This window comes from Arachnia propionica, from assembly GCF_003932785.1.
GTDB classification, from domain to species: Bacteria; Actinomycetota; Actinomycetes; order Propionibacteriales; family Propionibacteriaceae; genus Arachnia; species Arachnia propionica_B.
Genome location: NZ_RQYT01000030.1, coordinates 57,489 through 70,742, shown reverse-complemented (window position 1 = coordinate 70,742; position 13,254 = coordinate 57,489). Strand labels below are relative to the sequence as shown.

10 protein-coding genes are annotated in these 13,254 nt (G+C 67.6%); 6 read left to right on the top strand and 4 right to left on the bottom strand.

What is annotated here, in order from left to right:
- The first annotated feature begins 419 nt into the window (after positions 1-419).
- The 5 genes from EII35_RS11390 to EII35_RS11370 all read left to right on the top strand — a co-directional run bounded on the left by EII35_RS11390 (position 420) and on the right by EII35_RS11370 (position 7,813).
- Positions 420-1,742, top strand: coding sequence for a glycoside-pentoside-hexuronide (GPH):cation symporter (locus tag EII35_RS11390; protein WP_125228591.1), 1,323 nt, complete (start codon positions 420-422; stop codon positions 1,740-1,742).
- Positions 1,743-2,094: 352 nt separating this feature from the next.
- Positions 2,095-3,429 (top strand): L,D-transpeptidase, encoded by a 1,335-nt coding sequence (locus tag EII35_RS11385; RefSeq protein WP_125228590.1) that lies wholly within the window; start codon positions 2,095-2,097, stop codon positions 3,427-3,429.
- Positions 3,430-3,526: 97 nt separating this feature from the next.
- A complete protein-coding gene (locus EII35_RS11380) occupies positions 3,527-5,620 on the top strand; it encodes a M15 family metallopeptidase (protein WP_125228589.1) in 2,094 nt (697 codons plus the stop codon).
- Positions 5,614-6,255: a hypothetical protein gene (locus EII35_RS11375; protein ID WP_125228588.1), complete on the top strand. Its 642-nt coding sequence runs from the start codon at positions 5,614-5,616 to the stop codon at positions 6,253-6,255. Before EII35_RS11380 ends, EII35_RS11375 begins: the two co-directional genes overlap by 7 nt.
- A 112-nt stretch (positions 6,256-6,367) precedes the next feature.
- Positions 6,368-7,813, top strand: coding sequence for an ATP-binding cassette domain-containing protein (locus EII35_RS11370; protein ID WP_125228587.1), 1,446 nt, complete (start codon positions 6,368-6,370; stop codon positions 7,811-7,813).
- 3 nt (positions 7,814-7,816) lie between these two features.
- On the opposite strand, the gene EII35_RS11365 is transcribed toward EII35_RS11370, so the two are convergent.
- Positions 7,817-8,860, bottom strand: coding sequence for a hypothetical protein (locus EII35_RS11365; RefSeq protein ID WP_125228586.1), 1,044 nt, complete (start codon positions 8,858-8,860; stop codon positions 7,817-7,819).
- Positions 8,861-8,988: 128 nt separating this feature from the next.
- On the bottom strand, positions 8,989-9,531 hold the full coding sequence (locus tag EII35_RS11360; RefSeq protein ID WP_125228585.1) for an endonuclease V: 543 nt from the start codon (positions 9,529-9,531) through the stop codon (positions 8,989-8,991).
- 85 nt (positions 9,532-9,616) lie between these two features.
- Between EII35_RS11360 and EII35_RS11355 the strand changes: the two genes are divergently transcribed.
- Positions 9,617-9,877 (top strand): hypothetical protein, encoded by a 261-nt coding sequence (locus EII35_RS11355; RefSeq protein ID WP_185744295.1) that lies wholly within the window; start codon positions 9,617-9,619, stop codon positions 9,875-9,877.
- 23 nt (positions 9,878-9,900) lie between these two features.
- On the opposite strand, the gene EII35_RS11350 is transcribed toward EII35_RS11355, so the two are convergent.
- Positions 9,901-10,662: an ABC transporter ATP-binding protein gene (locus EII35_RS11350; protein ID WP_125228584.1), complete on the bottom strand. Its 762-nt coding sequence runs from the start codon at positions 10,660-10,662 to the stop codon at positions 9,901-9,903.
- Between the two features lie 172 nt (positions 10,663-10,834).
- Positions 10,835-13,228: an ABC transporter permease gene (locus EII35_RS11345; protein WP_125228583.1), complete on the bottom strand. Its 2,394-nt coding sequence runs from the start codon at positions 13,226-13,228 to the stop codon at positions 10,835-10,837.
- Between the last annotated feature and the right edge of the window lie 26 nt (positions 13,229-13,254).

The following is a 13,254-nucleotide window of genomic DNA, read 5'->3' as shown; positions in this document are numbered from 1 at the left end:
GGGGATCGTGACGAGGATCGTCACGGTGGCCTCTTGGCAAGGCGGACGACGAAGAGCGCACTGGAGCGTGCGTTCGAGGAGGACAACGCAGCCAGGGGGTCACCGGGGCGACCGCAGTAGATTCGCCTATCCGCGCACCCTCTGAGCAACAGATCGTGCAGCCGCCTGTCCGGTTCGGGTCTTGCCCGAGGCTCGCACTCCCTCCAGGACCACGGCCCGTGAAATCCTCAAGGAACGCTCCAGGACCGCGTCCATCACGCGGGGCAGGTAGTCCTCAGCCATGCACCCCTCCAAAACCATAGGTTTGCAGACAGTCTAGGTATAGATTTGCAGGCTCGCCAGATATGAATTTGCAGGCGTTCCAGGCGCAGGTTCGCAGCTGACCCAGGGCGGCCCACTCCGCCCACTACGGTTGTTCCATGGGTCCTTGGCGCAACCGCCTGAGCTTCGGACTGGGAACGCTCGGGCGCGACATGTCCGCGGCTCTGGTGAGCCTCTACCTGATGTTCTACCTCACCGACGTGGTGGACATCTCCGCCGGGGCCACCGCCGCCGTCACCGTCGTGCTCGTCGCGATGCGGATCTTCGACGCCCTCAACGACCCCGTCATGGGACTCATCGTCGACAACACCCGGTCGCGGTGGGGAAAGTTCAAGCCATGGATCGCCTTTGGTGGCGGCCTGTGGGCCGCCGCGACCCTCGCCCTGTTCATCGACACGGGGCTCACGGGTTGGCAGTTCATCCTCTGGTTCTCGGTGATCTACCTGGTGTGGTCCGTCGCCTACACCATCAACGACATCTCGTTCTGGTCGATGCTGCCCGCCCTCTCCAGGGACCAGCGGGAGCGGGAACGGATCGGCGCCATCGCCCGGATCGTCGCCAACCTGGGCCTGTTCTCCGTGGTCGTCTCCGTGCTGCCGGCCACGAAGGCCCTCGGCGAGGCGCTGGGGAACGCGCAACTCGGCTGGCTGGCCTTCGCGGCGATCCTCGTGGCCCTGAAGCTGTTGTTCCAGGTACTGACGCTGCGCTTCACCCGTCAGGAGGTCGAGCCCGCAGGGCAGCACACCGGCCTTCGGGAGGTGCTGTCGGTGATCGGCCGCAACGATCAGCTGCTGTGGGTCACCGCGGCGATGCTGTGCTTCATGGCCGGCTACATGACCGTGGCCTCGCTCGGCACCTACTGGTTCAAGTACGTGCACGGCGACGAGGGCGCCTACTCGATCTTCGCCGCGATCCTGGCCGTCTCCCAGATTGCCGGGCTGGCACTCTTTCCCCTGCTGAGACGCCGCCTGCGCCGTCGCCAGATCCACACGCTGGCCACCCTGTTGTGCGTGGCGGGTCTGGTGGTGTTCTGGTTCGCGGCCTCGTCCATGCAGTTGGTGGCGGTGGCGGGGGTGCTGCTGTTCGGCGGGCAGGCCTTCATCCAGCTGCTCATGCTCATGTTCATCACCGACTGCGTGGAGTACGGCCAGTGGAAACTCGGCCGACGCAACGAATCCATCACCCTCGCCGTGCAACCCTTCATCTACAAGGCCTCCAACGGCCTGGGCACGGGCCTCGTCGGCCTGGCTCTCCTCGTCTCGGGAATCAGCGACGACTCCCCCGTCAACGTCGCGGCCTTCCAGTCGGTCATGCTCGGGGCCCCGATGGTCCTCATCGTCGCCTCCTGGTTCATCATGAGGGGCTACCGCCTCGACGAGGAACGTTTCGCCGAGATCGTCGCCGAGTTGGAGGAACACTGACCACCCCCACCCCACAGCCGCCTCCCCGCGTCACCCCAGGTCCTGATGCGCCTCAACACGGGCGGACCAGGACGAACCGTCCGATCATGGCGGTTTCGCCTGCCCTGGGTCGGAAACGCCTGCCGAACTGGACAGGCGAGCCGCGTAAATGGCAGGCGAAGCGGCTTCAAGACAGGCGAACCGGGCTCATGGTCACTCGTGATGTCACGTTCGGACACTTCTCGCCCTTGAGGCGCTGACCAGGGCTCCACCCCTCCTGCTCTGGCCCCAAGGACCGACAACCCCTGCTCATCGGGTCAGACCGCGGTCTTCACGAAACGCCGAAAGGTGGACATGGCTGAAAGGTTGGTCAATGGCCAACAACACTTCGTCCTTCACCTCTTGGGGGAATCATGCATCGAGCCTCCGGGATCGCCAGGATCAGTCTGGCCGCCCTCACCCTCTCCCTGGCCACCTCCTTGGCGTCGCTGACCCCCGCCCGGGCCGACGAGCCGACGCCTCGCCGGAGGCGCAGCTCGACGGCTACGAGCCCCCGCCCGCGGGCCAACTGTCCGGCGTCCACGTCACCGGCGGCACCCGCATCAGCCACGGCTGGACCGCGTCGCGCACGATCTTCCCCGGCGACTGGAACCGCGACCACAGCTCCGACCTGATGCTCGTCACCGAGTCGGGTGCGCTGCTGTTCTACCGCACCCTCATGTGGGACCGTTTCACCCCGCCCGTGCAGATCGGCCAGAACTGGGGCCGCGCCCTGGAGATCCTCGGCGGCGCCGACTGGGACGGCGACGGCAACCTCGACCTCGTCGGCCGGTTCCGTGACGGCACCCTCCACTTCTACCGTGGCGACGGCCGCGGCGGTTTCGCCGGTCAGCGCCAGATCGGCCGCAACTGGCACAACTTCCTGGAGATCGCCGTCGTCAACAAGGGCCCCAACGGCCGCCCTGCCCTCGTCGGGCTGCGCAACGACGGCCACTCCTTCGTCTACACCTCGAACCGCCGCGTCGAGTTCAGCGACGCCGTGCACTCGGCCGTCGACTGGACCGGGTTCCGCAACCTCGTCGGCACCGGCGACTGGGACAACAACGGCCGCGGCGACCTCCTCGCCATCGACCGCCACAACACCCTGCGCTACCTGGCCGCGGACAGCTCCGGCTTCCACTTCTCCCACTACCGGGTCGGCACCGGCTGGAACAACATGGCCAAGATCCAGTCCGCCCGCATCCACGGCCGCTCGTACGTCATCGCCATCAGCCGCGACGGCTACCTGTACGCGTACACCCTCGTCAACAGGGAGCGGTACGCCGATCCGACGCCGCGCCTCGACTCCCGCTGCCTCACGGGCCGCGTGATGTGCGCCTCGAAGTCCGATCGCATCCTCCACTGGGTCATCAGCGGCCAGATCCGTGCCTCGTTCGACGCCCGGTTCGGCGCGCCCGCGACCCCCAGTGACAAAGGCTCCTTCAAGGTGGGCTGGAAGTCCCGGTACCACACGTCGACGATCTACGGCGCCTACATGCCGTGGGCGATGTTCTACAACGGCGGCGAGGCCGTCCACTACTCGCCGGGCTTCGCCACCGACGGATGGCACGGCGGCTCCGGCGGATGCATCAACCTCCGCGACCCCGAGGGGATCGACTGGTTGTACAACCAGGTCCGCATCGGGGACAAGGTGGTCGTGTACGAGTGACCACATGTGAGGACACCGTGTGCCACAGGGTGCGCGGTGTCCTCTTTTTGATTGGTTGTGACCTTTTTCTGTGTTCCCAAACGTCTTCCATGTTGTGATGAACCCCGTGCGCCGTATAACTGCCCTCGCCCAGACGACGGCCGCCCTGTTCCTGAACGCGGTGGCCGCGCAGGCTGATCCCCTCGACCCCGAGGAATCCGCCCCTCCCTCCGCCTCCGGGAGCCCATCGACGACGCCGTCCGCCGCCCCATCGCCGGGGCCGACGACGACCACACCCACCGAGGAACCCTCCGCGACCCCCTCGGTCGTCGAGGAGTCCCCCACCCCCACCACCGCACCCTCGACGGAGCCCGCCGCGGATCCGGGTGACACGGGTGTCGAAACCGACGGGGCCGACCCCGACGGAGCCGAGCCCAACGCCTCCCGCTTCACCGTGACCTCCACCGGGCCGACATCCGGCTCCACCTTCCTCACCGGCGACTTCGTCGACAGCTACGTCTTCCGCGGCTCCGCGAAGGCCGGGTCCACCGTCGTCGTGTGGTGGAGCAACCCACGCAACAACACCGGCTGGCGGGAGTCCACCCGCACCACCGCCCGTCAGGACGGCACCTTCGAGGTCCGCTCCAAGATCGGCCCCTGGTCCGGCGACCTCCAGTTCACCGCCACCGAGGGCACCGCCGCCCCCGCGCCCAGCGTCAAGGGCCAGCAGGTGAACCTCCGTTCCTCCGCCGAGACCCTCACCGTCGACACCACCGGCAAGAAGGACGGCGACGCGTTCGTCGCCGGATCCGGCGAGTTCACGTTCTCCGGCCTCGCCCGGCCGGGCACCCGCATCACCGTCTGGTGGAACCAGCCGCAGGGCAACCGCACCTGGCGGACCCTCGACACCGGCGTGGCCGTCCGGGCCGACGGGACCTTCACCCACCGCCACCCCATCGGCCCCTGGCCCGGCGAGCTGGGCTTCACCGTCTCCGCGGGGAACACCCCCGCCGCCGACGCCCCCACCCGCGCCGTCCGGATGGTGCAGGCCCCGCTGGCCCTCACCGTCGCCTCGACCGGCAACTCTCAGGGCAACACCTTCATCGGCGGCCAGGGCGAGTACGTCTACAGCGGCCGCACCACGCCGAACTCGATGGTGCAGATCTGGTGGGACACCACCCCGGACCGCAGCAACTGGCGCGAGGGCGTCAGGGGCCGTTCCGACGCCCAGGGCAACTTCCGCCTCATCACCCCCATCGGGCCGTGGCCGGCGACCATCCACTGGGCCGCGACCACCGGTGAGCGCCCGTCCAAGGACGCCCGCCACGCGACCACCGTCATCGTCCAGTCCCCGAGCAGTTTCTCGGTGCGGATGACGGGCACGAAGCTCAGCGACGGCTACCAGGCCGGGACGGGACGCTACATCTTCGAGGGGTCGGCGTTGGCGAACTCGAAGGTCACCATCTGGTGGAACAACCCGAACAACTCGCGCTGGTACGAGATGATCACCACCACCGCGGACTCGGTGGGACGGTACTTCGTGACGAAGTGGGTCGGACCCGACGCCGGCACCCTCCGTTTCACCGCGACGGCCGGCACCCAGCCGGGCTGGTGGAACGTGCAGCCCGTCACCGTGAAGCTGGTGCACATCGGGATGCAGCCGTGGATCGCCCCGGCATACACCGCCGAGGTCGGCGCCGCGTGGCGTCCCGGCTGCCCCGTCGGCCCGCATCAGCTGTCGAAGATCGACATGAACCACTGGACCCCGCAGGGGACGATCGCACGCGGCTCCATCATCGTGCGTTCCGATCTGGCGCAGCGAACCATCGACATCTTCCAGGCCGCTTTCGACGAGCGATTCCCCATCACGAAGATGCGGCTTCCCTCCGAGTATCCGGGGGCGAAGGATGAGTTGATGATGGAGGACGACAATACTTCAGGATTCAACTGCCGGACGGTCGTCGGAAATCCGTACCGGATGTCGCCGCACAGTTACGGCTACGCCATTGACATCAACACCGTCAAGAACCCCTACTTCGCGGCCGGACGCTGGTACCCGTCGTCGAAGTACTCGACGGGACGTTCCGCCTCCATTCCCGGCATGCACATGGCCTCGACGGTCTTCCCCCAGCAGTTCAGGGCCCGAGGAGGGCATTGGGGTGGCTGCTACCGTGACTACCACCACTTCGAACTGACGACCAAGAGATGCTGAGATCACTTTTCGCCGCGACTGCGCTGCTGCTGGTGACCGCCTGTGGGGCGGATCCAGCCCCCGCCCCCGCCTCCGACGCCACCACCACCTCGGCGCCGGAGGCGGCGGCCGCTCCCGCGAGCCCGGACCCGACGACGGCGGGAGGGCTCGACGAGACGTCGCTGCCCCGCACCTGGCTGGGCTTCGAGGCCGCCGTCGTCAAGCCGGAGGAGGGGGAGTTCAACCCCAATGGCTCCTGGGTGCACGGTCAGGACCCGTTCCTCATCGCCACCGAGGCGGTGCCCCACTGCAGCGACGGGCCCGTCCCGGAGCTGCCCTACCCGACGGCGGCCCTCACCAGCACCTACCGCAACGCCGACGACCTGCCCGGCAACGGCGTCGCGATGGAGTTCGCCACCACCGAGGAGGCGTCGGCCTGGTTCACTGGCTACGTGGCTGCGGTCACGTCCTGCGCCGGGGTGACGGGGGGCCTGTTCGAGATCCTCGATCTCGACTCCTCCGACACCCTCCTCGTGGATGTCCGCAGCTATGCGGGTGAGATCCACTCGGAACGCGCGGAAGTCGACGGCACCGTCGTGCGACTTCTCATGGCCCAGACCCGGGAGACCCTCGACAATCTGCGTGTATCACCATGAAGGAGACCCACCTGTTCGACCGGAGAGCTTGTTATCCTAGGCCAATGAACAATTGACTTTTGTCCATTCGTCCGACACGATTTGACCTTGTGGAGGGCCTGAATTGAGCGAGATGACTGTGCCACTTTTGACTGTTCGCGATCTGCGCAAGGCCTTTGGGGGCCGCCCCGTCCTCGAGGGGATCAACCTTGACGTGGCACGGGGCGAGGTGCTCGGTGTCGTCGGCCCCAACGGGGTCGGGAAGTCCACCACCGCCTCCATCATCGCGGGTCAGACCCCCGCCGACTGGGGCACGCTCTCCCTCGAAGGCGGGCCGATGGACCCGTCCCGGGTCATGCTCATCGACCCGGAGCACATGGCCGACCCCAACATGACCGTCGCCGAGGTCATGTTCCGCCACGACAGCGGCACGCATTCCTTCGTCGAGCAGATGCACCGGGTCCGCCAGGTGCTGGCCGAGACCGGCATCGAACTGCGACCCACCGTCCGCCTCGCCGACCTCACGCCGTCGGAACGACGCATGACGGAGGTCGTGCGGATGCTCGCGGACCCGCGTGACCTCATCGTCATGGATGAGCTCAGCACCGGCCTCAACGCCCGCGAGATCGAGGAGCTGCGCTACGCCCTCAACCTGACGGTGCGTGCCTCCCGTGGCGTCATCTACATCACCCACCAGCTGGAGGAGGCCCTCCAGGTCTGTCACCGGATCGCGGTGGTGCGCAACGGCAAGGTCATCGCCACCTTCATCTCGGCCGAGACGACCGTCGAGCAGCTCACCGAGGCGATGTTCGGCTCCGCGGTGCGCCTGACCGAGGCGGCCTCTCACACCACGGATGACCGGATCCTCGACGTGCGAGGACTCGCCTCGAGCGGCTCATCGCTGTCCTTCCAGCTCAACCGGGGCGAGATCCTCGGCTTCATCGGCTCACGCGACTCCGGCGTCGACGACGTCAAGCACACCCTGCTGGGACGTCGTCCCGGCTCGTTGGAACACCTCGCCGTCGCGGGGCAGCCGGGGCGTCTCGACGCGCCGCGCGACCTGCCGGGCCTGGGCATCGCCGTCCTCACCAGCATGAGCGATCCCGAGGGCGACACCCACACCGCCCGCAACATGGCGATTCTCGACGATGAGGTGGACGAGGAGATGGTGGAGGACACCGCGTCCATCCTCTCGCTGCTCCGCAAGGCGGAGGCCCGCATCAGCACGCTGCTGAACCGGCCGTTGTCGACGGGGCAGCGTCGCTGGCAGCAGATGCAGGAGTTCGCGAAGAAGAACGCCAACGTCATGGTCATGGTGCAGCCCAGCGACGGCCTCGACGTGTCCGCCCAGAAACGCTTCATCTCCATGATGGAGGACATCACCGACCGTGGTGTCGGTGTGGTCCTGTTCACCAGCCGTGAGGACGAGCTCCACCGCTTCTGCGACCGCATCATCCACGTTGAGCACGGCCAGATCCAGGCCGAGTGGGCCAAGGGGCAGATCACCATCGAGGAGTTGCAGCAGATCAGCAGGCAGCAGCCCGTCGAGCCCCGCTTCGAGCAGCGCGTCGCCTGGTGAGCCTCAGCTCCTGATCCACGGCTCCAGGCGGGCTGCCGAGACCCGGCCGTCGTGCCAGGTGCGCACGTACTCGAGGTTGCGTTCAGCCACCCGACGCAGTTCGTCGCGCCGGTCCCGGATCGAGGCGACGACCTCCCGCAGTGTCTCCGGGGTTGCCTCGAGGAACGTCGGGCACTCACTCATCCGCCCCTTCACGGCGTCGTTCATCCGCCCCACCGTCACCCGGCCCGCGGCCATCGCCTCGACGGCCGCCACCCCGTAGGACCCGAACAGCAGCTGGTCGACGACGACGTCGGACTCCTTGACGAGGCGCTGCAGCTCGTGGTGGGTCATACCTGCGGGGGCCACGTACTCGATGATCCCCTCCTCGTGGAGTTCCCGCAGCACGGGGTCGATGAACTGGGTGCCCTTGATGGGTGGGGTCCGCTGGGACGGGATGTGCACGACGACGGGGCGTTCCCGCTCCAGCAGGGGCGTGGTGGAGACCCACGCGTCGATGTCGACGACGACGGGCAACCAGGTGGCGTCGGGCAGGTCGAAGGCCATGTCGGGCGTGGAGTAGAAGACGGGCCAGCCGCACTCCTTCGCGAAGGCGCGGTTGCGTTCGGTCTGCCGGATCATGGTGGAGCGCCACTTCTCGTCGCCGACGCTGAAGTAGGACCAGTCGTCGCGGGCGAGGTGGGCGAGCGGGTCACGGACATCGGAGCCGTGGGCGATGAGGGCCATGGTGTAGCCCATGTCGGCGAGCCGGTTGGCGTCCTCGGGAAGCTCCGCGTGCCGGTCCCAGCGGGCGAAGGTCTTGAAGCCGTCGAGGGCGATGTGACCCACCCCGTCGAACAGCCGTCGGGCGCGGGCCTTCCAGCCGAGGGAGAACCGGAACCCGATGCGGGAGAACACCTTGTCGACGTCGAAGTCGAAGCCGCCGCCGCGCAGGGGGACGCCGGAGAACGACCACGCCTCGATCCCCAGCTGCTGGGACACCGCACGTGCCCACGCGGTGGCCTGCCCCGCGTAGTTGGAAGGCCCGATCGCCACCGCCTGAGTCATGAGGCTCAGGGTAGCGTGACGCACCCTCCGCGGGGGCGAGAAGCGGATGCCGCACGTCAAAGTTAAAGATTATTGGGCCTACAGCCCCAATAACCCACTAAAATGACATAACGAAGCTTCGGAGTCCCTCAGCTCAGCCCCGTTTCGGGTTGCACCCGGCCCCTGGCCAGTCGATCCACCCTCGCCAACGCCGCCGGGATCCGATACGGCCCCGCCATGGCGGCCACCAGTTGGGCGGCCTCGGCAGCGGTGATGTCACCGGCCGTCGTGATGAACAGCGGCCGCGTCGCACCGCCGCGCAGGACCTCGACGGCGTGGGTCGCCGTGCGGAAGGGCGTCTTCGCGACGCCGATGACCGGCATTCCCAGCGCCTTGGCGGCGTGGGCACCGAGGCCGGGACGTCCCTCCGGGTCCAAGGTGGCGTACCCGTCGACGACGAGGAGTTCCAGTTCCGGCGCATCGGCCAGCACCGCGCGGATGCACGGGAGTTCGCGCTTGTAGAGCGCGCCGGGCTCGTACGGGGCCACCGACGGGATGTCGACGACGTGCTCGGAGAGCACCGTCGAGAACGCGCGGTCCCCGCACACGACGAGCGCCGCCCGCGCCCGTTCGTCGTGGTAGTGCACGTCGACAGCGCCGAACCGGCCGAGGGGCTGGCTGCTGCTGGTCATCGCGTCCTCCTGGGGCGTGCCACGATGCCGCCCAGCGTAACCTGATCCTGTCCGCCCCTCGGACGCCCCGACACACGGAGAGCAGATGGAACCACCAACGGAGCTGATCCTGATCGGCTACTGGGACGGCCCGTCGACGGGTCCCGGGTGGCCCGAGGGGCTGGCCCATTACGTCACGGACCACGATGTCCGGCTGCCGGAACGTTTCGTCCAGCACGTCCTCACGATGGTCGACGCGATCGAGACCGCCGACCGCGACGAGAACTGGTGGCACCAGGTCGCTCCCGGTGCCACGACCACCCCGGTCGGATCGGAGGACGTCGACGCTGCAGGCGCGTTGCCGTGACCGGGCGCGTGAAGGCCTGTGGGTCAGAAGCCGAGACCGCGCAGCCAGGTGAGGAGTTCGTCCTCACGCCTGGCCGCCTCGCTGGGAATCCAGCGCCCCATCGATCGTTGGTCGACCAGGCGACCGTCGCGCAGGTAGACGACGCGGTCCGCGCGGGCCGCGCAGGCCGGGTCATGGGTGACCATCACGATGGTGCGTCCCTCCGCGTGGATGCCGGACAGGGCATCCATCACCTCGAGCGTCATGGAGCTGTTGAGGGCGCCGGTGGGCTCGTCGGCGAACACGATGGCCGGCTCCCCGGCCAGGGCACGGCAGATCGAGGCCCGCTGCAGCTGGCCGCCGGAGACCTCCGTGATGCCGTGCTGCTTGACATGGCCGATCCCGAATCGGTCCAGCAGGGCGTCCACGCGGGACACCACCTGGGCACTCTGTTTCGGGGCCGCCTTGAGCGCGGGCAGCAGGACGTTGTCGCGGATGTTCAGGTTCGGCAGGAAGTAGGCCTGCTGGAACACGAAACCCATCCGGGTCAGCCGCACCCGGCTCATCTCGTGGTCGCCCAGGCTGGTGAGGTCTCGCCCCTCCAACCTGACCGTCCCGGTCGTGGGGCGGTCCATGCCGCTGATGCTGTAGAGCAGGGTGGACTTGCCCGACCCCGAGGCCCCCATGATGACGACGAACTCGCCCTCGGCGACGGTCAGGTCGATGCCGTGCAGGACCTGGGTCGGGGGATCGGTGCTTCGGTAGGTCTTCGTGACACCGGTGCATTCAAGAGTGATCTGAGACATGTGGGTTTCCTGAGAGGGTGCGCGGATAGGGAAAATCTACTGCGGTCGCCCCGGTGACCCCCTGACTGCGTTGTCCTCCTCGAACGCACAATCCAGTGCGCTCCACGTCGTCCGCCTTGCCAGGACGCCACCATGACGATCCTCATCACGATCCCACCTCACCGCGCACCCTCTAACTGTTGAGCCATTCGCTGGTTTCACCGCGGCGCAGCCCTGCGGTGACGACGACGGCGGCGAGAAGTCCGACCGCCACGAGGATCAGGGGGTAGCCGAGGTGGACGACCCACGGTTGGGTGATGAAGCGGAGACTGGCCAGTCCGAATCCGGATGCGGCGATGAGGGAGCCGACCGCCGCCTCACCGAGGGTGGCCGCGATGACGGTGCCGAGCAGGGTTCCGGCAGCGACGGTGACCAGGGTCTTGAACCTCACCTGCGAGACGAGTTCCCGCCGGGAGAAGCCGATCGCGGCCAGCACCCCCATCCGGCGTCGTTCCCGGGTCAGCCGAAGCTTGAGGAACAACCCGGTGATGAGTCCCGCCACGACCAGCCCGAAGATGAAGGACAACCAGGCGGCGCTGCGGAACGCGTTGGTGACCCCGGACAGGGTCTGGGTCACGTACTCCTGCATCGGCACGACACTCGCCTGCCTGAACCGTTCGCCATAGTTCCGGCTGACCTCGGCGGGGTCGGCGCCGCCGGTGGTGTCGGCGTAGATGACGTAGCTGACGGCGTCCTCCGGGGCGGTGCCCTGCATCTTGGCGGTCCGGCCGCCGCTGGTGACGTCCTGGTAGATGCCGGAGACCTTGATGGTGGTCTCCTGGCCGGCCAGTCGCACCGGGAGGGTGTCGCCGACCGTCACGCCGTAGTGCTTGGCATTCATCACCGACAGCGCGATCTGCCCCTCGTCCGGGCGCTGCCCGGAGAGGAACTCGACGGTGCCGCGTGCGTGGTCACCGACCTCAACGCGCAGGGTCTCCCAGCCCTCCTCGCCCTTGGCCTCGTGGAGCACGTTCCCGAGCACCCGGACGTTGTCGAGCTCCGGATCGGCCTCCATCGCGGCCACCATGCTCTCCCTGACCGCTCCGACCTCATTGAAGAACTGCAGGTCGGCGCGCACATCGGCGAGCGGAGCGCCCATGTAGGTGACGAACTTCGGGCTGGAGAAGGTGGTCAGCAGGTTCATCGGCAGGATGAGGAGCAGGGCGGTCAGGCAGAACACCGCCGGGATCAACAGCCACTGCCTGAGCTCGGCCCGCAGGTCGATCCACGACAGGCGTCGGGTGATGTGCCCGCGGCCTCGGCTCAGCTGGGCGCGACGTGCCTGCCGCGCCTGGCGTGCGGCCCGCTTGGCGGTCTGCCTCTCGTCCAGGGTGCTGCCCTGCACCAGGGCACCGACCACCTCGATCCGACGCACCCCGCGCAGGATGCCGCGGCAGATGCCGACCACCAGGAGGTACACCAGCACCAGGGCGATGACGGGGACCAGCACCGTCGCCGGCCCGGTGTCGGGGCTGGAGTAGTTCTTGACGATGCCCTGGGAGAGGAACGAGGTGGCCACGACCCCCAGCAGGCCGCCGATGATGCAGGCGATCAACGCCATCAGGCTGTACTTGCCGAGGTAGAGGCCGGTGATGGCCTTCGTCGGCAACCCGATGGCGCGCATGACACCGATCTGCCGCACCTCGTCCTCCATGGTTCCCTTGATGACGAACCGGAGGTTGATGAGGGCGATGACCACCAGCAGCAGGCTGGCGAACACCAGGGCGATGGCGACCAGCCCGTCGCTGAAGGCGTTGACGAGCCGGATCATGTCGAAGGTGACGGCCTGACCGTTGCGGGGCAGCGAGTCGTCGGCCTCGTAGGCGGTCTGCACCTGCCCGATCTGCGAGGTGTCCTTGACGCGGTACTCCACGATGATCTCGGGGCTGCCTCCCCCGGCCCCGGTCAGGGCCGTGAAGTCCCCCGGCGAGATGAGGAACCGGGTCGCCGACGACAACGACGAGGCCATCTGGGAGTCCCGCACGAAACCGGCGATGGTGAAGGTCTTCGTGCCGCCGTCGGTCTGGACGTGGAGCTGGTCCCCCTCCTTGAGGTGGAACCGGGACTCGTAGGTGACGGGGACGAGGACCTCCCCATCGGCCGGCTGGACGACCGTTCCCTCGGCGTCGACCAGGAAGTCGAAGGACTCGTTCTGGGTGACGAAGAGGTTGTCGATGAGACTCTGCGCGAGGCTGCCGGACTCGCCCGTGGCGGGGCGGGACCAGGTCAGCGCCGCCGAGTCGTAACCGATCATGTCCTCGATCAGCCACGAGTCGATCTCTGGGTGGGCGGCGGCGAATCGTTCCAGCGCCGCCGGGTCGTGGGTGCCGGTGTGCATCTGCAGGAAGTGAGGCGGCTTGGCCTCGTCGAACAGCTTGTTGATGCCGCCGACAAGACGTTCCATCACCATGGTGCCGGTGGCCATGAGGAAGGCACTCAGGACCAGGATGGCCAGCAGCGCGAGGTTCACCCCCCAGTTGCGCACCAGGTCGGTACGTGAGTACCGCCAATACAATCTTTCCTTCATGGGGTGCTCCAGACGTGTTCGACATG